This window comes from Pseudomonas sp. NPDC079086 (assembly GCF_044542155.1).
Taxonomy (GTDB): domain Bacteria; phylum Pseudomonadota; class Gammaproteobacteria; order Pseudomonadales; family Pseudomonadaceae; genus Aquipseudomonas.
Map to the genome: position 1 here is coordinate 1,941,634 of NZ_JBITTY010000001.1, position 18,993 is coordinate 1,960,626.

14 protein-coding genes are annotated in these 18,993 nt (G+C 59.6%); 6 read left to right on the forward strand and 8 right to left on the reverse strand.

The window, feature by feature from the left end; genetic code table 11:
* Window positions 1-3 precede the first annotated feature (3 nt).
* Entirely contained in the window at window positions 4-1,104 is a 1,101-nt protein-coding gene (locus ACIGEK_RS09100) for an alkene reductase (protein WP_397492964.1), read from the reverse strand.
* Between the two features lie 119 nt (window positions 1,105-1,223).
* Here ACIGEK_RS09100 and ACIGEK_RS09105 point away from each other — a divergent pair, with 119 nt between their 5' ends.
* The gene (locus ACIGEK_RS09105; RefSeq protein ID WP_397492965.1) at window positions 1,224-1,592 is read left to right on the forward strand and encodes a winged helix-turn-helix transcriptional regulator; all 369 of its coding nucleotides are present in this window, start codon (window positions 1,224-1,226) and stop codon (window positions 1,590-1,592) included.
* A gap of 55 nt (window positions 1,593-1,647) precedes the next feature.
* Here ACIGEK_RS09105 and leuA read toward each other — a convergent pair whose 3' ends face one another.
* From leuA to xseA, 5 genes are all read right to left on the reverse strand, one after another.
* Window positions 1,648-3,318, reverse strand: a complete 1,671-nt coding sequence (gene leuA / locus ACIGEK_RS09110) for a 2-isopropylmalate synthase (protein ID WP_397492966.1) — start codon at window positions 3,316-3,318, stop codon at window positions 1,648-1,650.
* Between the two features lie 330 nt (window positions 3,319-3,648).
* A complete protein-coding gene (locus tag ACIGEK_RS09115; protein ID WP_397492967.1) occupies window positions 3,649-4,908 on the reverse strand; it encodes a mechanosensitive ion channel family protein in 1,260 nt (419 codons plus the stop codon).
* A gap of 224 nt (window positions 4,909-5,132) precedes the next feature.
* Window positions 5,133-6,809 (reverse strand): flagellinolysin, encoded by a 1,677-nt coding sequence (locus ACIGEK_RS09120; RefSeq protein WP_397492968.1) that lies wholly within the window; start codon window positions 6,807-6,809, stop codon window positions 5,133-5,135.
* 103 nt (window positions 6,810-6,912) lie between these two features.
* The gene (locus ACIGEK_RS09125) at window positions 6,913-7,737 is read right to left on the reverse strand and encodes a peptidoglycan DD-metalloendopeptidase family protein (protein WP_397492969.1); all 825 of its coding nucleotides are present in this window, start codon (window positions 7,735-7,737) and stop codon (window positions 6,913-6,915) included.
* A 50-nt stretch (window positions 7,738-7,787) separates the two neighbouring features.
* Window positions 7,788-9,167 (reverse strand): exodeoxyribonuclease VII large subunit, encoded by a 1,380-nt coding sequence (xseA, locus tag ACIGEK_RS09130; RefSeq protein WP_397493121.1) that lies wholly within the window; start codon window positions 9,165-9,167, stop codon window positions 7,788-7,790.
* A 105-nt stretch (window positions 9,168-9,272) separates the two neighbouring features.
* Between xseA and ACIGEK_RS09135 the strand changes: the two genes are divergently transcribed.
* Window positions 9,273-9,827, forward strand: a complete 555-nt coding sequence (locus ACIGEK_RS09135; protein ID WP_397492970.1) for a sugar ABC transporter ATPase — start codon at window positions 9,273-9,275, stop codon at window positions 9,825-9,827.
* 29 nt (window positions 9,828-9,856) lie between these two features.
* Here ACIGEK_RS09135 and ACIGEK_RS09140 read toward each other — a convergent pair whose 3' ends face one another.
* On the reverse strand, window positions 9,857-11,974 hold the full coding sequence (locus ACIGEK_RS09140; protein ID WP_397492971.1) for a TonB-dependent siderophore receptor: 2,118 nt from the start codon (window positions 11,972-11,974) through the stop codon (window positions 9,857-9,859).
* A 171-nt stretch (window positions 11,975-12,145) separates the two neighbouring features.
* On the opposite strand from ACIGEK_RS09140, the gene guaB reads away from it, so the two are divergent.
* The 4 genes from guaB to tadA all read left to right on the forward strand — a co-directional run bounded on the left by guaB (window position 12,146) and on the right by tadA (window position 17,330).
* On the forward strand, window positions 12,146-13,615 hold the full coding sequence (gene guaB, locus ACIGEK_RS09145) for an IMP dehydrogenase (protein ID WP_397492972.1): 1,470 nt from the start codon (window positions 12,146-12,148) through the stop codon (window positions 13,613-13,615).
* Between the two features lie 92 nt (window positions 13,616-13,707).
* Complete coding sequence (guaA, locus tag ACIGEK_RS09150; protein WP_397492973.1) at window positions 13,708-15,288, forward strand: glutamine-hydrolyzing GMP synthase; 1,581 nt, start codon at window positions 13,708-13,710, stop codon at window positions 15,286-15,288.
* Between the two features lie 186 nt (window positions 15,289-15,474).
* Window positions 15,475-16,845, forward strand: a complete 1,371-nt coding sequence (locus ACIGEK_RS09155) for a multicopper oxidase family protein (protein WP_397492974.1) — start codon at window positions 15,475-15,477, stop codon at window positions 16,843-16,845.
* Between the two features lie 2 nt (window positions 16,846-16,847).
* Window positions 16,848-17,330: a tRNA adenosine(34) deaminase TadA gene (gene tadA / locus ACIGEK_RS09160; protein WP_397492975.1), complete on the forward strand. Its 483-nt coding sequence runs from the start codon at window positions 16,848-16,850 to the stop codon at window positions 17,328-17,330.
* Here tadA and mltF read toward each other — a convergent pair.
* Window positions 17,327-18,787 carry a membrane-bound lytic murein transglycosylase MltF gene (mltF, locus tag ACIGEK_RS09165; RefSeq protein WP_397492976.1) on the reverse strand — a complete coding sequence of 487 codons (1,461 nt, stop codon included), beginning with the start codon at window positions 18,785-18,787 and terminating at the stop codon, window positions 17,327-17,329. The two genes, tadA and mltF, sit on opposite strands and share 4 nt — an antisense overlap.
* Between the last annotated feature and the right edge of the window lie 206 nt (window positions 18,788-18,993).

An 18,993-nucleotide genomic window follows, 5' to 3' on the forward strand; every position in this document is an offset into this window, starting at 1 on the left:
TGCTTAGCGCAGGGTTGGATAATCGGTATAACCCTCGGCTCCGCCGCCATACAGGGTGTTGCCGTCCAGTGGGTTGAGTTCTGCCCCGGCTTTAAAGCGCGCCAGCAGGTCTGGGTTGGCGATATAGGGGCGGCCGTAGGCGACTAGGTCAGCCAGGTTATTGGCGATGGCCTGCTCACCGCTTTCCGCTGTCTGCCCACCCGCAATAATCAGCGTGCCCTTATAAATGTCGCGAAGGGCGCGCAGCAGATCATCAAACCCCTCGAAGGTGCCCCCCAGCCAATCCGGACGGTTGACGTGCAGGTAGGCCAGGTTGCGGCTATTGAGTTGGCCGACCAGGTAGCTGAAGGTCTCCAATGGGCTGGCATCGTGCACATCGCCAAACGTACCCAAGGGCGAAATACGGATGCCGACCTTGCGGCTGTCACCGACCGCAGCCACCGTGGCGTCCAGTACTTCAAGTACAAAGCGGGCGCGGTTTTCCACCGAGCCGCCATAGGCATCAGTGCGCTGGTTGCTATTGGAACAGAGGAACTGATCCAGCAGGTAGCCGTTAGCGGCATGCACTTCAACACCATCGAAACCGGCCTTGATCGCGTTTTCACTGCCGTAGGCGTAAGCGCTTACAACACCTGGCAGCTCACTCACTTCCAGTGCGCGTGGCATGGCAGTGGCCGCCTTGTGGTGGCTGCCGTCGGCTTCGACTACATAGCACTCGGCCTTAGCCTGGATAGCCGAAGGGGCTACCGGGTCGGCGCCGTTCGGTTGCAGCAGCGGATGTGAGATACGTCCCACATGCCACAGCTGCAGGAAAATGCGTCCGCCGGCTTGATGCACTGCCTGGGTGACTTGCTGCCAGCCGGCCACTTGCGCATCGCTGTGGATGCCCGGTGTCCATGCGTAGCCTTGGCCTTCAGGGCAGACCTGGCTGGCTTCACTGATGATCAGGCCTGCGTTGGCGCGCTGGGCGTAGTAGCTGGCATTCAGCTCGCCTGGGACGTTACCCGGTAGGCTGCGTTGGCGTGTCAAAGGCGCCATCACCAGGCGGTTGGGCAGCGTCAAAGCGCCAAGCTGCAGCGGTGCTTGCAGGTGTTCAATCGTCATAAAGCCTCCATCAAGGTCTTCGAAGTGGCTGTATAAGCCAAGGCGGCCATTATGCGCGTGGCAATCTTTTTAGGAAGTACGTACGATAAAGGCGGTAACTTACTTAAAGGTAACCATTAATGGCTGAGCAACAAACCGGGACGGTTGAAAACAAGCGTCTGATGCAAGGCGATAAGGTCTATAGCACACCGATGGATGTCACCTTGGAGGTGATTGGCGGCAAGTGGAAGGCCCTACTGGTGTATCGCCTGCTCAACGGGCCGCTGCGCTTTTCCGAACTGAAACGGCTGGTGCCGGACATCACCGAGAAGATGCTGACTCAGCAGTTGCGTGAATTGGAGCGCGTCGGCGTGCTAACCCGAACGGTATTTGCCGAGGTGCCGCCGCGAGTGGAATATTGCGTGACTGAACATGGCGCCACGTTGCAGCCGGTGTTGGCTGCCATGTGTGAGTGGGGGCGTAGTCACTGGCAGCAGCAGGGCGAATGAGCTGAGGCGCATGGGGTCTCGCTAGCGGTGAGGGTCCGCTAGCGATCGATGCCCATCAGGCCGCTTGTTCGGCGGCCTGGCCGATGGCCCGATTCAGCGCGCTAAACAGCGCGCGGAAGCTCGCCGTGGTCAGGTTTTCGTCGATGCCCACACCATGCAGGGCGCGGCCGCCGTTAACGCGCAACTCGATATAGGCCGCAGCCTTGGCATTGGTGCCCGCACCGATGGCGTGCTCGGAGTAGTCCATGATCTCCACGGCGACAGGCAGGCCGGCCACCAGCGCTTCCAGCGGGCCTTTACCAATGCCGCGCCAGTGCTGAACTTCACCCTCGCTGACAACCTCCACGTCGACCGCACTGGTGCCGTTCTCTTCCTGTAGGCGATGGCCTTTCAGCGCATAGGGCGTGGTGGCTTGCAGATATTCGCTGTCGAGTAATTTGTAGATTTGCGCGGCAGTCATTTCCAGGCCAAGGCGGTCGGTTTCTCGTTGTACGACTTGGCTGAACTCAATCTGCATGCGGCGTGGCAAGTTAATGCCGTACTCCTGTTCGAGCAGGAAGGTAATGCCGCCTTTGCCGGATTGGCTGTTAACGCGAATCACCGCTTCGTAATCGCGGCCGATATCGGCCGGGTCAATTGGCAGATACGGTACTTCCCAACGTGCGTCGGCTTGTTGCTGGGTGAAGCCCTTGCGGATCGCATCCTGGTGCGAGCCTGAGAATGCGGTGTGGACCAAGTCGCCAGCATACGGATGGCGAGGATGTACCGGGATCTGGTTGCAGTCTTCAACCACCTTGCGCACGGCGTCGATGTCGGAGAAGTCCAGCTCAGGGTTCACGCCCTGGGTGTAGAGGTTCAGTGCGACGGTCACCAGACAGACGTTGCCGGTACGCTCGCCATTGCCGAACAGGCAGCCTTCGACGCGATCCGCGCCGGCCATGACCGCCAACTCGGTGGCCGCGACGCCAGTGCCGCGGTCGTTGTGGGTGTGCACGCTGAGCAGCACGCTGTCGCGCTTATCGATATGCCGGCCAAACCACTCGATCTGATCGGCGTAGTTATTCGGCGTGGCACACTCGATGGTTGCCGGCAGGTTGAGAATCAGCGGGGTGGCCGGGGTGGGTTGGAACACTGCGATTACCGCGTTGCACACCTCGACGGCAAAGTCGGTTTCAGTGCTGCTAAAGACTTCCGGCGAGTACTCGAAGCCCCACTGGGTGTCTGGTGCGGCGTCGGCCAGACGCTTGATGGTCTTGCCGGCAGCCACAGCGATGGCTTTGACGCCTGCCTTGTCCTGATTGAAGACAATCTTGCGGAAGCTCGGTGCGCAGGCGTTGTAGTAATGCACGATGGCTTTCTTCGCGCCTTTGAGCGACTCAAAGGTGCGTTCGATAAGGTCGTCGCGGGCCTGGGTCAGCACTTGAATGGTCACGTCATCCGGGATGTGACCCCCTTCGATCAGCTCGCGAACGAAGTCGAAATCGGTCTGCGAGGCGGACGGAAAGCCTACTTCAATCTCCTTCAAGCCCACAGCCAGCAAGCACTTGAAGAAACGCATCTTCTTTTCGGCGTCCATCGGCTCGATCAACGACTGGTTGCCATCGCGCAGGTCGGTGGACAGCCAGATCGGCGCCTTGTCGATGACCTTGTCCGGCCAGGTGCGATCCGGGATGGCAATCTGGGTGAACGGGCGGTACTTGCGGGATGGGTCTTTAAGCATGCTCATGGGGCAATCCTTTATAGCGCGGCGGCAATCGGCGAGCCGGGCGGAATCTGAAAACAGTGCAGGGCGTTGGCGTCGGGCGTTAGCCACGCAGTCGCTGGCTGACCAGGCAGAGGTTGGCGTGTTGGCGCAGCAGAATAAGGGTGTGGGCAATGTTCATAGCGTAAACCCTACTGATGCGAACAAAACCGTGCAAGCATTCCTGGAAAATTGGCGGTTTCGACCTGCCTGGCAACTTGAGCGAGATTTTATTGCGCAAACATGGTCGTTGTGCGCGGGTAATTGTGCAGCGTTTTGTCCCCGCCTAAGGTCGGCGGGGAGGCTCGCCTGGATTTATCCGTGGGCGTTCTGCGCACTGCGGCTACGTCCCAGCTCACGGATATCCACGCCGCTTGGGTGCTGGAACACACGCAGGCCAAATTCCGGGAGGATGGCCAGGAGGTGGTCGAAAATATCGGACTGGATGCTTTCGTAGCGGCTCCACACCGTGGTGTTGGTGAAACAGTAGATTTGTAGTGGCAGGCCGTCCGCAGTTGGGCTGAGTTGGCGAACCAGCTGGGTCATGTCCTGATGGATATGCGGGTGCTGACGCAGGTAATGCTCCACATAGGCGCGAAACGTGCCGATGTTGGTGAGGCGCCGGGTATTGATGGGCAGGTGGTTAGCCTCACCTAGCGCACTGTTCCAGCTACCCAGTTCACTGTGCTTGTGTTGTAGGTATTGGCCGAGCAGGTCGACGTGTTGCAGGTGAGCAATCTCGTCGGGGTTGAGAAAGCCGATGCTGGTTTGGTCCAGGTACAAGCTGCGCATGATCCTTCGACCGCCACATTCCTGCATGCCGCGCCAGTTCTTGAACGGGTCGGTGATAAAGCGTCGAGTCGGGATGCTGGAGATGGTTTTATCCCAGTTCTGCACCTTGACCGTATGCAGGGCGATATCGATCACATCGCCGTCAGCATTCAGTTGCGGCATTTCGACCCAGTCACCGACGCGGATGATGTCGCTGGAAGTGATCTGCACGCTGGCCACCAGCGACAGCAGAGTGTCCTGAAAAATCAGCATCAGCACAGCGGCCATGGCGCCGAGGCCAGATAGCAGAATCAGCGGCGAGCGATCAATCAGGCTGGCGATCATCAGAATCGCCGCAACGGCGAATACGCTGATTTTCAGAACCTGCAGGTAGCCCTTGACCGGCCGTAGGTGGGCGTCAGGGCGAAGGTTGTAAAGGGTGTTGGCAATATCCAGTACCAGGCTCAAGGCCAGGGCAACAGTCAGTACGATAAAGGCGTTGCAGACGTTGCGCGTCACACTTACCAGGCTTTCCGGCAGGTCTGGGATCAGTCCGACGCCGGCGCTGATCAGCAGTGCGGGAACAACATTGGCCAGGCGCTGGATGAGTTGGTTATCCAGGTTTTGTGCGTTGCGCCCAAGGGCGGTGGCATCGAGCAGGCGACATAACGCTCTGACGAGTATTCGCTTGATCAGCCAATTACTCAGCCAGGCGCTGAGCAGCAGCAGGCTCACGCTGATCAGGGTGAAAAGCTCTGTGTGTTGTTGCAGCCAGTCAAACCATGAGGCCAGCGCTTGCGGCATATCAAGCTCCCAAGTTAGGACAGTTGAGAAGGGTGGGTAACATCGGGTGCGCCTATTTCAGGCGGGCAAACCATAACAAAGCAGAAGCGCTGAACCCAGGCGTAATCGTTTCAGGGCTTGAGGGCAGCGATAAAAATTGACGGAGCAATGTGGGCTTTACTCAGGCGGCCATCAGTTCGGGTGAGTGGATTGCTCGATGTGTTTAGGGGCGTGTGCGAAGCGAGTTAGCCAAGCAGGCTGAGTACGGCTTGAGGGCGTTGGTTGGCTTGTGCAAGCACGCTTTGCGCGGCTTGCTGAATGATCTGGCGAGAAACCAGGTTTGAGGTTTCTGCAGCAAAATCAGTGTCGAGAATCCGGGAGCGGCTGGCTGCAGCGTTTTCGGCAATGCTTTGCAGGTTATTGATCGTGCTTTCCAGGCGGTTTTGCAGTGCGCCCATGTAGCCACGCTGGCGGTCGATATAGGCCAGCGCATCATCAATATCCATCACCGCCAGACCGGGCGTCTTGCTGAGGTCCAGGCGGCTCAGGGCCATTGCGTCGGCACTGAATGAGCTGAAGCCGACTTGGATGGTTTCATACGCTTCGGCCCCGACCTGGAATTGAGTGATGGTATTGCCACCTACGCCCGTGGCGTTAAACAGTTCAGGTTCAACTAGCTTGAAACCTTGTGAGCCAGGGAAGCCTGTGCCTTGGTTAAGCAGTACATTCTCAGCAGTCAAAACATTACCGCCGTCAGCATCGAAACCACCAATCGCACCGGTATCGGCGTTGGTCAGGTCCAGTCCGGCTACGTAGGTCGCCGCATCCGCGTTGAACTGGGTGCTGAAGTCCGCCAAGCTGCTGAATGCGCCTTTACTGGCATTGGTCAACGCCTGATCCAGGGTCGACCCGCTGTTCTGTTTCAGGTAACCCATGATGTCTTTGATGCCCTTGCCGCCCGCCGCCTTGATTTCGTCATGCATGTAACGAATGGCGGCATAGCCGCCGGAATAACCTGCTGAGCCGCTGACATCATCGGCGTTAAATGCCGCCAGAATGGCTGCCGTATTGGTGCCGCCAGCGGTGTCCCCAGCCAGTCGCTCATCAGCCCCCTGGACGGCCTCGGCGCTGCCCTCGATAAACCAGCTGGGCAGTCCGGCAAAGTTCATGGTGCGGCCCATGACCGCATGCGCCATTTCATGGGCAATGACCCGGTCGGTGTATTGTGGCGTACTGCCGCCGTTGGGCAGGGTTGAGGCATCAAAGTAGGCGAGGTTGACGTTGAGAACCTGATTAAAGATCTTCCCGCCAGCGCCCGAACTGCCTGAAACAGAAGCCAATGCTTGGCTGGACGAGTCGTTGGTAAAAGTGATTTTCAGTTCAGCGCCATCCGCGCTCAGCCCAAACGCATCGGCCACCCGCTGCTCACCCTCGCTGATCCAGAAACCTTTCAGGGCATTGAGCACAGCCCTCTGATCGAGATCGCCGAGGACCGAGAAGGTGCCTTGGTCAAACACCTTACGCCCAGCAAAGGTCGTGGTTTCGTTAACGCGGTTGATCTCTTGCAGCAGCTGTTGAGCTTCTTGATCCAAGGCCGTGCGTTCACTGGCTCCGTTGGAGCCGTTCATGGCCTGCAAACCGAGCGCGCGAATGCGCTGCAGGGCATCGGTGACGCTTTGCAACGCGCCTTCACCTACCTGCAGCAGCGATATGCCGTCGTTTGCATTGCGCGTAGCCACATTCAGCCCCCGCAGCTGCGAGGTCAGACGGTTGGAGATTTGCAGCCCAGCGGCATCGTCCTTCGCGCTGTTGATACGTTGTCCCGTGGACAGACGCTGCAGCGAAGTACTCAGGGCCGTGCTGTTGCTCTCCAGTTGGCGACGTGTAAACGACGACGAGATGTTGGTATTAACCGTCAGCATCTTCGTGCATACCCACTCAGCCGGGCGGAAAACCCGGCGTCACAGACGTAATCGGCATGCGCTGAAAGGTCTTGACAGAGTTACGGAACAAGTCGACGAACGGTTATGGCGTAAAAGCGCCGATAAAAATTGCCGGGTCGACGCGGGCGTCGTTCAGGCTGACGTTCCAGTGCAGGTGCGGGCCAGTGGCCCGCCCAGTGGCGCCGACTTTGCCGAGCACGCCGCCGCGCGGCAGCTCATCGCCCACCTTCACGCCAATCACTGACAAATGGCAGAACATGCTGATAAGACCTTGGCCGTGGTCGACGAATACGGTTTTGCCGTTGAAGAAGTAATCGCCCACCAGAATCACTTTTCCCGCAGCTGGCGCTTTGATCGAAGTGCCACGGCTGGCGGCGAAGTCCAGCCCGGAGTGCGGGTTGCGCTCCTCGCCGTTAAAGAAACGGCGTAAACCGAAGGGGCTGGAAAGCGGTCCGTTGACTGGTTTGTCGAGCAGCAGGTTACTCGGCTGGCGCGGGCTGAATTGCTGGTAGGCGTGGGTCTGTTCGGCCAGTTCGCGTTGAATGCGCTTGAGGTTGGTCGCGTTCGGATTGACCTGCTGTTGGTTCTTGATAGTGATGCGTTGCTCGACGTAATGCTTGCTGCCCACCTGAAAGCTCAATGCCTTGCTGCCATTGACGCTGATCTGCTGAGTGCCAGGCTTCACGCTCAGGGGAATGCCGACTATGGCGATCCAGCGCTGCTGGTCTTCTTTGATAACCAATACCGGTTTGCTCTGATAGCGCACATTGGGCGCGGTTTCTCCCGTGCCCAGATCAACTACTGCCACACCGCCGGGCACCGGTTTGTTTAGTAGACGACTGATAAAGCCTTCGGCGTGGACGGGTAGGGCGAGGCAGAACAGGGTGAGCAGAGTAAATAGGCGCATTGAATATCCCTAGGGTGGATAACGCGAAGCTTATCCACCTGCATAAAAGGTCAATCGAGCAGCGAGAGGGTGACCGGCTGCACATGATTGTCTTCGACCCGCACATCCAGCTCGCCGTTGCCCAGGCGCGCTTTTAAGCGTTGGCCTGGCTGGGTGTCAGCAGCGTTGCGGATGGCGCGGCCGCGCTCATCGAGCAAGATGCTGTAGCCGCGACCAAGGGTCGCCAGCGGGCTGACCGCATGCAGCGTTTGCACCTGGCTGTGCAGCTGCAGGTGACGCGCCTTGAGCCCTTCACGCATGCTGCGTTGCAGCCGTTCGCTCAGGGCCTTCAGGCGCTGGTCGAGCAGCTTTAGGTTGCGCTCCGGGTGCAGGCTAAGCAGTCGGGTTTGCAGATGGCTCAGGCGTTCACGGCGGTTCTTCAGTTGGCGCTCAAAGGCGCGGCTGAGGCGCATGTCCAGGTCATCTACGCGCTGGGCGTGCTGGCGCAGGCGTTCACCCGGATGGCGCAATTGTCGCTGCAAACCCTCCAGACGCATGCGTTCACGCTCCAGGCGGTGTTGTATGCGCAGGTTCAGGCGGCGCTTGAGGTTATGCAGGCGCTGCACCAGTTCACTGCTGTCGGGGGCCAGTAACTCAGCGGCGGCCGAGGGCGTTGGCGCGCGCATGTCGGCGACAAAATCGGCGATGGAAACATCGGTTTCATGGCCCACCGCGCTGACGATGGGGGTTTTACAGGCGGCAATGGCGCGAGCCACCGGCTCTTCGTTGAAGCACCAGAGGTCCTCCAGCGAGCCACCGCCACGGGCCAGGATCAGCGCATCGAAGCCTTTTGCATCGGCGATACCGAGGGCGCGAACAATCTGTGCGGTGGCGTCGCGGCCTTGCACAGCGGTAGGGGTCAGGGTCAGTTCGACCTGCGGCGCGCGGCGGCGGAATACGCTGATGATGTCGCGGATTACCGCGCCGGTCGGTGAGCTGATAATGCCGATGCGCTTGGGGTGGGGCGGTAAGGCGATTTTATGCTCGGCCGAGAACAAGCCTTCAGCACTGAGTTTCTCCTTTAATGCCTCGAACGCCAGACGCAGCGCACCGTCGCCGGCAGGCTCCACGGCATCGAGAATCAGCTGGTAATCACCACGGCCTTCAAACAGCGAAACCTTGCCGCGCACTTTCACGGCCAAACCATCACGTAAAGCCTGGCGCACCTTGGCGGCGTTTTGCCGGAACAACGCGCAGCGCACCTGGGCCTGGCTGTCTTTCAGGGTGAAGTAGATATGTCCAGACGCCGGCTTGGCCAGGTTGGATATCTCGCCTTCAACCCAGATACCGCCGAATACATCTTCGAGCAGCAGGCGCGCGCGGTTATTCAGCTGGCTGACGCTGAGCACCTCGCGGTCGAGGTTCAGGCGTTGGAAGGGGTCTTTGATCATGCTCGGCATGATAAAGGCTTTGCCGGATTGGCCATAGTGCAATGGCCTTGACCCGCGCGGTCAGCAGATTAAGCTGCGCCGCTTCAGCACAAGCAGAGTCCCGTTATGAGTGAACAGCAAGCCATCATCGTGCCGCAGATTTCCAGCTTCCCCGGCCACGAGGCGCGGGCGCGGCTGATTGTGCGTTGGCTGGTCAAGCAGAACATCATCGAAGAACAGCTAAGCACCTGTGGGCGTACCTTTAAACACATGGGCTATGGCATTGCCGAGGGTGCGCGGCGCGTAGTCGAACGGCCGGAGTTGTTGCCGTTTGGGCAGGCGGTGCATGGCCTGGAGATTATCTACAAGCGCTGCATCTATACGCCGACCGCTGGCTTTCTGGAGGAAGCGGGCTGCGCGCAGTGCCGTAAGGAAATCGGCGGGCCACTGTTCGACAGCCTGGATGAGTGGATGCCGGGGCATACGGATAACTTCACTTGCCCACGTTGTGGTCATGAAGACGACATCAACGGCTTTTTATTCCTGCAGCCCTGTGGCTTTTCCAACCTGGGTTTTATCTTCAATAACTGGGCTGATGCCGGGTTTAAGCAGAACTTTCTCGATGAGTTTGCTGCGCGTTTGGGTTATGCGGTTTCGTTGGTGCGGGTGGATCTGGATTGAGCCGGCTCATCCCTGAGCCGGGTTGCTGGTTAAAACTCGACGCTGGCTGACAGGCGCAACTCGCGCGGTTCACCCACCGCAACGCGCAGATTGCCGCCGCTGGACGGGTAGTACTCCTGGTTAAACAGGTTGCGGGCGTTCAGTTGCAGGCGGGTTTTGTCGCCCAGTAGCTGGCTTTCCCAGCTGATAAACGCATCGGCCACGGTGTAGCTGTCCAGCCAGAAACTGTTGGCGTTATCGCCCGCGCGCTCGCCGACATAGCGCGCACCGCCGCCAATCCGCCATTGCCCCGCCTCACTGGGCAGGGCCAGGTGATGGGTCAGGTAGAGGCTGGCGGTGTTTTGCGCGGCATTGACCAGTGCATTGCCCTTATCTTTCGGGTCGTCGAGGATTTCCGTGTCGGTGTAGGCGTAAGTGCCGAGCAGCTCCCATCGTTCGGCAAGGCGTCCGCTGACGTCGATTTCCACACCCTGCGAGCCCACCTTGCCGGCCGCTTGCGAGGTGCCGTTGTTGCTCACCACAACGTTTTCTTTCTCGATGTCGAACAGCGCCGCGCTAGCCGTGAGGGCATTGCCCAGGTCGAGCTTGACGCCCACTTCGTAGCTGCGTCCCTCTTCCGGGTCGAATGCTTGACCCGTGTCGGTGTCGGAGGCGTTGGGCGCGAACGAGCGGCTGTAGTTGCCGTACAGCGAAACCTGCTGGTTGAGCTGGTAAACCAAACCGGCAAACGGCAAAAAAGCGTTGTCTTGGCGGTCGGTGGTTTTCGTGTAGCTGTTGCCACGGCCTTGTTCGACCAATTGCTCAAAGTGCTGATAGCGAGCGCCGGCGACCACTATCCATTGCTCGTTGAGGTGCCAGTTGTCTTTCACATACAGCGAGCGTGAGTGCAGTTCATCGCTTCTATCGCTTTGCGCGCTGTTCAGCGCCGATGGCTCGGGGAGGTTGCCGTAGACCGGCTGATAGATATTGAAACCGCCCACTGCCGTGCCGCGATAGGTATCACCACGGAAGTTATCGACGCTCTCGGTATCCATGCCCAGCAGTAGGTCATGCTGCTGGCCGAACACGCTGGCGTTGCCAATCCAGTCCCAAGCCAGGTACTGGGTTTGATTGTCGTGCTCGCTGCCATCGGCGCGGCGGCTGAGTGCGCCGGTGGTTGCGTTGAGCGTGTTGGGACGCGCCTCGGCATAGTCGTAGCGCTCGTTGTTCCAGCCGTAGGTTAGGCGGCTTAGCCAGTCCGGGTTGAGCTGATATTCGACTTTGGCAGTGAATAGCTCATCGGTGCCTTCGGCTTTTGCCCAACGCTCGTTGAAGCGGGCGTTGTACTGAGTATTTGCCGGCTTACCGTTGACGATCACCGTGCCGCGATCCACTGGCGTTGAGTACTCCTTGCGTTCATAAGCCAGGCTGATGCGCAGGTCATCGCCGGTCCAGCTTAAGGACGGGGCGATCAGGGTGTGGTTGTCCGCACCAAAGTTGCGCCAATAGTCCTCGTGCTGTCGTTCAGCAATCAGGCGATAGGCAAAGCCGCTGTCGCCCAGTGGGTCAGTGGTGTCAACGGACAGGCTGCCACCCCCAGCGCTTGAGTGTTCGCCGCTTACCTTGCTGTAACGAAGGTATTCCGGTTGTTTGCTGATGACGTTGATCAGGCCGCCGGGCTCCAGTGCGCCATAAAGCAAGGAGGCCGGCCCTTTGAGTACTTCCACACGCTCAGTAGTGGCGCTGAAGTTGCGCGACAGGCTGGAACGGATGCCGTCACGCAGAATTGAGCCGTCAGCGTTACTGCCGAAACCGCGTTTAACAAAGCCATCCTGGGTGCCGGCCAGGGTATTGCTCTGGGTAATGCCGCTGACGAACTTCATGGCGTCGTCCAACGACTGCACCTGATAGTCCTCGATCACCTGCTCGGTCACCACTTGCACGGCTTGGGCTTCCTGCATGATTGGTACGGCGCTTTTGCTGGCGGTGCTGGCCGTCTTGGTGGCGTAACCCGTTTCGGCTTCACGGGTTGCGGTAACAGCCTGGCTTGGCAGCTCAAGTGGGCTGATGGTTTCGGCGGCGAGGCTGTTTGTAGCTGGTGCCAAAGCGAGGGCGAGCAGGCTGGCACGCCAAGCGTGTGGGCTGTAAGAGAGGCGGCTGTAAGGCATTTACTACTCAGTTGCGGGTGTTTTTGAGAATCATTATTGTATTCGTCTTGTTCCGCGCTTGGATAGCGCTGCGTTAGCGGGTGCAGAGCAATGTGATTGTTTGCGTTGAGTGCAGGGGGGCGTCTGAGTATAATGGCGCGCTTCCAATTTTCCCGTCCGGGAGCCCCCGCCATGCTGCGTATCAGTCAAGAAGCTCTAACCTTCGACGACGTTCTACTTATTCCAGGTTATTCCGAAGTTCTGCCGAAGGATGTCAGCCTCAAAACGCGCCTGACCCGTGGTATCGAGCTGAATATCCCATTGCTCTCTGCTGCCATGGATACCGTGACTGAAGCCCGTTTGGCGATTGCCATGGCTCAGGAAGGCGGCATCGGCATCATCCACAAGAACATGACCGTCGAGCAGCAAGCTGCCGAGGTGCGCAAGGTCAAGCGCTACGAGGCGGGCGTGGTCAAGGACCCGATCACCATCGAAGCCGATGCCACCGTGCGTGACCTGTTCGACCTGACCCGCATGCACAACATCTCCGGTGTGCCGGTGCTGAGCGATGGCGACCTGGTCGGCATCGTCACCTCCCGTGACGTACGTTTCGAGAACCGCCTGGACGCCACCGTGCGTGAAGTGATGACGCCGAAAGAGCGTCTGGTCACCGTCCCGGAAGGTGCCGATAAAGATGTGGTGCGCGAGCTGCTGCACAAGCACCGCATCGAAAAAGTCCTGATCGTCGATGATGCCTTCCACCTGAAGGGCATGATGACCGTCAAGGACATCGAAAAAGCCAAAGCCTACCCGCTGGCCAGCAAAGACGACCAAGGTCGCCTGCGTGTTGGTGCCGCTGTCGGTACCGGTGCCGATACCGCTGATCGCGTCGCTGCACTGGCTAACGCCGGCGTTGACGTGATCATCGTCGACACCGCACACGGTCACTCCAAAGGCGTGATCGACCGCGTGCGTTGGGTCAAGCAGAACTTCCCGGACGTTCAGGTGATCGGCGGCAACATCGCCACCGGCGAGGCCGCCAAGGCCCTGGCCGAAGCGGGCGCTGATGCGGTCAAGGTCGGTATCGGCCCTGGCTCGATCTGCACCACGCGCATCGTCGCAGGTGTCGGCGTGCCGCAAATCTCTGCCGTGGCCAACGTTGCCGCCGCTCTGGCCGGCACCGGTGTACCGCTGATCGCCGATGGTGGTATCCGTTTCTCCGGTGACCTGTCCAAAGCCATCGTTGCCGGTGCGTCCTGCGTGATGATCGGTTCGATGCTCGCCGGTACTGAAGAAGCGCCGGGCGAAGTCGAACTGTTCCAGGGTCGTTCCTACAAGGCTTATCGCGGCATGGGGTCGCTGGGTGCGATGGCGCAGGCGCAGGGCTCCTCGGATCGTTACTTCCAGGATTCCTCGGCCGGTGCCGAGAAGCTGGTACCGGAAGGTATCGAAGGTCGAGTGCCGTATAAGGGCGCCATGGCCGCCATCGTTCATCAGCTGATGGGCGGCCTGCGTGCCTCCATGGGCTATACCGGTTGTGCGACCGTTGAAGAGATGCGCAGCAAGCCTGAGTTCGTGCGCATTACCGGCGCGGGCATGGCCGAGTCGCATGTACACGATGTACAGATCACCAAAGAAGCCCCGAATTACCGCGTGGGCTGATTACTGATCAGTTGATATGAAGCACGGGGCTGTCGCTGTTGGTTTACAGGGCAGCCCCGAGTCATTTGTGAATTCCGCTACGAGAGACGGCCATGGCTCATCAAGACATCCACGCTCACCGCATCCTGATTCTGGATTTCGGTTCCCAGTACACCCAGCTGATCGCCCGCCGCGTGCGCGAGATCGGTGTGTATTGCGAGCTGCACCCGTTCGACATGAGCGACGATGACATCCGTGCTTTCGCACCGCGCGGCATCATCCTCGCCGGTGGCCCGGAGTCGGTGCATGAGGCCAATAGCCCGCGCGCGCCACAAGCAGTATTCGACCTGGGCGTGCCTGTCCTCGGTATCTGCTACGGCATGCAAACCATGGCTGAGCAACTGGGCGGCAAGGTTGAAGGCTCCGAACTGCGTGAGTTCGGTTACGCCCGTGTTGATGTGGTTGGCAAGAGCCGTCTGCTGGATGGTATCGAAGACCACGTCGACGCTGACGGCCTGTTTGGCCTCGACGTATGGATGAGTCATGGTGACAAGGTCACCAAGATGCCGCAGGACTTCCATGTCCTGGCCAGTACCCCGAGCTGCCCGATTGCTGGCATGTTCAACGACGCTCGCGGCTACTACGGCGTGCAATTCCACCCGGAAGTGACCCACACCAAGCAGGGCGGTCGCATCCTGTCGCGCTTTATCCTCGACATCTGCGGTTGTGAAGCGCTGTGGACGCCGTCGAAAATCGCCGAAGACGCCATCGCCACTGTGCGCGCCCAAGTCGGTAGCGCCAACGTGCTGCTAGGTCTCTCCGGCGGTGTTGACTCTTCGGTGGTTGCGGCGCTGCTGCACAAGGCCATTGGTGATCAGCTGACCTGCGTATTCGTCGACAACGGCCTGTTGCGTCTGCACGAAGGTGAGCAGGTGATGGCCATGTTCGCCGAGAACATGGGCGTCAAAGTGATCCGCGCCAACGCCGAAGCGCAGTTCCTCGACAACTTGGCCGGCGAAGCCGACCCGGAGAAGAAGCGCAAAATCATCGGTCGCACCTTTATCGACGTGTTCGATGCCCAGGCTAGCAAGCTAGACAACATCAAGTTCCTCGCCCAAGGCACCATCTACCCGGACGTGATCGAGTCGGCTGGCGCAAAAAGCGGCAAGGCCCACGTGATCAAGTCGCACCACAACGTTGGCGGCCTGCCGGAAGAAATGAACCTGAAACTGGTCGAGCCGCTGCGCGAACTGTTCAAGGACGAAGTGCGTCGCCTCGGTCTCGAACTCGGCCTGCCGTACGACATGGTCTACCGTCACCCATTCCCGGGCCCAGGCCTGGGTGTGCGCATCCTCGGTGAAGTGAAAAAGGAATACGCCGACCTGCTGCGTCGCGCTGACCATATCTTTATTGAAGAGCTGCGCAAGGCCGATTGGTATCACAAGGTCAGCCAGGCCTTCGTGGTGTTCCAGCCGGTGAAATCGGTGGGTGTAGTGGGTGACGGCCGTCGTTACGCCTGGGTTGTCGCCTTGCGCGCGGTGGAGACCATCGACTTTATGACTGCACGTTGGGCGCACCTGCCTTACGAGCTGCTGGAAACCGTCAGCGGCCGCATCATCAATGAAATCGAAGGTATCTCTCGCGTCACCTATGACGTGTCGAGCAAGCCGCCAGCGACTATCGAGTGGGAATGATCCTGCAAGAAGGTTGAACCGCGACAAGGGCAGCGAAAGCTGCCCTTGTCGTTTCTGCTGCGGCATCCTGTCCGTTTTTCAGGGTCGTCAGTTCGATGGTTTAAATGAGAAGATATTGCAATTGGTAACTCGGACTGAATCCGGGTTGGTATCTTCCCGGATTGCATCCGGGCTACGGGAATCTTAATGTCTTTTACCCGCAGGCAAATACTGGTCGGTCTGGCTGGTCTTGGTGTTGTCGGCCTTGGCGCCGGCGGCGTGCGCTACTGGCTGGGGCGCCCGGAGAATGTGGCGACCCACGACTACGAACTGATCGCCGCTCCGCTGGATATCGAGTTGGTGCCGGGGCATATCACGCCGGCCTGGGCTTACGGTGGTCAGGCGCCTGGTCTGGAGTTGCGTTGCCGGCAGGGTGAGCGCTTGCGCGTGCGCTTTATCAATAAGCTGGATGTGCCGACCACCATCCACTGGCACGGCATCCGCCTGCCGCTGGAAATGGATGGTGTGCCTTATGTGTCGCAGGCGCCGGTGCTGCCGGGGGAATACTTCGACTACAACTTCATCACCCCCGATGCCGGCAGCTTCTGGTATCACCCGCACGTCACCAGCAGCGAGCAGCTGGGGCGTGGTTTGGTCGGTGCGCTGATTGTCGAGGAGCGTGAGCCAAGTGGTTTCAAGCATGATCACACGCTCAGCCTGAAAAGCTGGCATGTCGACGAACAGGGCGCGTTTACCGATTTCAGTGTGCCGCGCGAAGCGGCGCGGGGCGGTACGCCGGGGCGTTTGAGTACGGTCAATGGTGTGCATGTGCCCACTCTGGATTTGCCCGCCGGGCAGGTAGTGCGGCTGCGCTTGATCAATCTGGATAACACCCTGACCTATCGCCTCAATCTGCCAGGCGCGGATGCGCGCATTTATGCGCTGGACGGCAATCCAGTCGAGCCGCGCCCATTGGGCAAGGAATATTGGCTGGGGCCGGGCATGCGCATTGAACTGGGGGTGAAGGTGCCAGCGGTGGGTACAGAGCTGCCTCTGCGTAACGGGCCATTACGTTTGGCGACCTTGCGCGCGCAGCCCAGTGCTGAGGGTGCGAGTGAGTGGCCGTCGGCGCTGCCTGCTAACCCGATTGCCGAGCCTGATTTGGCTGCTGCCGAGACGATGCGCTTCAACTTCGAGTGGGCCGGCGCGGTGTCGGTCGGCTTGGCCCAGGGCGCGGCACACAGCTTCTGGCAGATCAATGGCCAGGCTTGGGATATCAATGACAAGACCTGCGCCGATCGGCCTATTGCTCGCCTGCAGCTGGGCAAGAGCTATATCTTTGAGTTGCGCAACCTTAGTCAGTATCAGCATCCGATCCACCTGCACGGCATGACCTTCAAGGTGCTCGCCTCCAATCGCAAGTCGATCATCCCGTATTTCACTGACACCTACCTGCTGGGCAAGAATGAGCGCGCGCGCGTTGCGCTGGTCGCCGATAATCCTGGGGTATGGATGTTCCACTGCCATGTGATCGACCATATGGAAACCGGTCTGATGGCATCAATCGAGGTCGTTTAAGCGTGCGCCAACCCTTGATCATTGATCGCAGTCAGGACCAGCACTTTATGCGCGAGGCCCTGGCCCTGGCTGCCGAAGGCGCTGCCCTTGGCGAGGTGCCGGTCGGCGCAGTGCTGGTGCAGGATGGCCAGATTGTCGGGCGCGGTTTTAATTGCCCGATCTCCACCCATGACCCTAGCGCCCACGCTGAAATGGTGGCGATTCGCGCCGCCGCCCAGGCCGTGGATAACTACCGCCTGCCTGGCAGCACCCTGTATGTCACCTTGGAGCCGTGCAGCATGTGCGCTGGCCTGATTGTGCATGCGCGAGTGCAGCGCGTGGTGTATGGCGCGACTGAACCCAAAGCCGGGGTGGCAATCAGTCGTGGGCAGTTTTTCAATCAAGAGTTTCTCAATCACCGGGTTCTGATCGAGGGTGGCGTGTTGGCAGAGGAGTGTGGGGCAGTGCTGAGTGCCTTCTTTAAAGCTAGGCGCGAGCAGCGTTAAAGCGGCGGGGTTTGCTCATTAGGCTGACGTTTGTCGATGCCCGGCACATGCTGGTTGCTTTCAGCGATTTGCGAGCCTTCCAGCTGTGGCTGGGTTACCCAGGTGAGGATGTCGTAGTAGCGGCGGATGTTGCGCACAAAGTGCACCGGCTCGCCGCCGCGGGCATAGCCATAGCGGGTTTTGCTGTACCACTGCTTTTGCGCCAGGCGCGGCAGAATCTTCTGCACATTCAGCCATTTATTCGGGTCCAGGCCTTCGGCCTCGGTGAGCTTGCGCGCGTCTTCCAGGTGGCCGCCACCGATGTTGTAGGACGCCAGGGCGAACCAGGTGCGATCCGGCTCCTGAATGCTTTCCGGCAGCTGGTTCTTCACATAGACAATGTACTTGGCGCCGCCCTGGATGCTCTGCTTGGGGTTGAGGCGGTCCGACACGCCCATGGCTTGTGCGGTGCGCAGGGTCAGCATCATCAAGCCGCGCACGCCAGTCTTCGAGGTGGCGGTGGGTTGCCAGAGTGATTCCTGATAACCCATGGCGGCGAGCAGGCGCCAGTCGACCTGATTGGCCTGGGCGGCTTCGCGAAAGTGTTTCTCGTAACGTGGCAGGCGTTGCTGCAGGTGTTTGGCGAAGGTGTAAGCGCCGACATAGCCGAGTACGTCGACATGGCCGTAGTAGCGATCCTTCAGTCGCTGCAGGCTGCCATTTTTGTGCGCTCGCTCGATAAAGGCATTCATCTCGTCGAGCAGGCTGTTGTCTTCGCCGGGGGCGGTGGCCCAGGCCAGGCTCTGCGCATCACCTAGGTCAAAAGCTACGCGCACGTTGGAGAAGTACACCTGGTTCATCGCCAGCTCGTTGGAATCGACCAGGGTCAGGTCGATTTGCCCTTCATCGACCATGCGCAGCAGGTCGACTACCTCGACGGCGGCGGACTCTTCGTAGCTCAGTTCTGGCAGCTGCAGTTTGAGGGCGGCCAGCTGTTCGGCATGGCTGCTGCCTTTGAGGACCAGAATACGTTTGCCGAGCAGATCATCGGGTCGGGTCGGGCGTTGCTGGCCATTGCGATAGATCACCTGGGGGGTGACTTCGAGGTAGGGTAGAGAGAAGCGTGCGTGCTGCTGCCGTCCGTCGCTTTCTACCAGGCCGGCGGCGGCCAGTACCGGTCCGTTGGGTTTGTTCAGGCTGGCGAATAGTTCGTCGAGGTTGTCGGCGGTTTCAATTTTCAGCTCGACGCCCAGATCCTCGGCAAAGCGCTTCACCAGCTCGTATTCGAAGCCGGTCTCGCCGTTACGGTCCTGGAAATAGGTGGCCGGGCTGTTACGGGTGATCACCCGCAGTACACCCTCCGCCTGAACGCGCTCGAGTGTGCTGGGTTCTTCAGCACAGCCGCCGAGCACCAGGAGGATTCCGATCACCGAGAGCCAGCAGGCGCGGCGCACACGGAACGCAGATTGGGCAAACATTGGCGCAGTATACGCAAAGCATGGGGCGCGCCATATCTCGACAGCGGGTGGCTTCTCTGCTAGCACAGCCGCTGCGCGTGAATAGGGTCTGCTGCTGTTTCGATGCGGCCGCTAAACGGCAACAGACCCTGGCTGCCACGGGTGCCGTTGGCGGCGCTTTAGGCTAGAATGCACGGCCTCAAAGTACACCCCTTCCCAGAGGCTGT

Excerpts from the sequence above, each read along its gene's own strand:
- ACIGEK_RS09115 (WP_397492967.1), bottom strand. The coding sequence starts at position 4,908 with ATGCCGCAAGCGCTGGCCTCATGGTTTGACTGGCTGCAACAACACACA.
- ACIGEK_RS09140 (WP_397492971.1), bottom strand. The coding sequence starts at position 11,974 with ATGCCTTACAGCCGCCTCTCTTACAGCCCACACGCTTGGCGTGCCAGC.
- mltF (WP_397492976.1), bottom strand. The coding sequence starts at position 18,787 with ATGTTTGCCCAATCTGCGTTCCGTGTGCGCCGCGCCTGCTGGCTCTCG.
- ACIGEK_RS09125 (WP_397492969.1), bottom strand. The coding sequence starts at position 7,737 with ATGCGCCTATTTACTCTGCTCACCCTGTTCTGCCTCGCCCTACCCGTC.
- ACIGEK_RS09100 (WP_397492964.1), bottom strand. The coding sequence starts at position 1,104 with ATGACGATTGAACACCTGCAAGCACCGCTGCAGCTTGGCGCTTTGACG.
- leuA (WP_397492966.1), bottom strand. The coding sequence starts at position 3,318 with ATGAGCATGCTTAAAGACCCATCCCGCAAGTACCGCCCGTTCACCCAG.
- guaB (WP_397492972.1), top strand. The coding sequence starts at position 12,146 with ATGCTGCGTATCAGTCAAGAAGCTCTAACCTTCGACGACGTTCTACTT.
- xseA (WP_397493121.1), bottom strand. The coding sequence starts at position 9,167 with ATGATCAAAGACCCCTTCCAACGCCTGAACCTCGACCGCGAGGTGCTC.
- guaA (WP_397492973.1), top strand. The coding sequence starts at position 13,708 with ATGGCTCATCAAGACATCCACGCTCACCGCATCCTGATTCTGGATTTC.
- ACIGEK_RS09155 (WP_397492974.1), top strand. The coding sequence starts at position 15,475 with ATGTCTTTTACCCGCAGGCAAATACTGGTCGGTCTGGCTGGTCTTGGT.
- ACIGEK_RS09105 (WP_397492965.1), top strand. The coding sequence starts at position 1,224 with ATGGCTGAGCAACAAACCGGGACGGTTGAAAACAAGCGTCTGATGCAA.
- ACIGEK_RS09120 (WP_397492968.1), bottom strand. The coding sequence starts at position 6,809 with ATGCTGACGGTTAATACCAACATCTCGTCGTCGTTTACACGTCGCCAA.
- ACIGEK_RS09135 (WP_397492970.1), top strand. The coding sequence starts at position 9,273 with ATGAGTGAACAGCAAGCCATCATCGTGCCGCAGATTTCCAGCTTCCCC.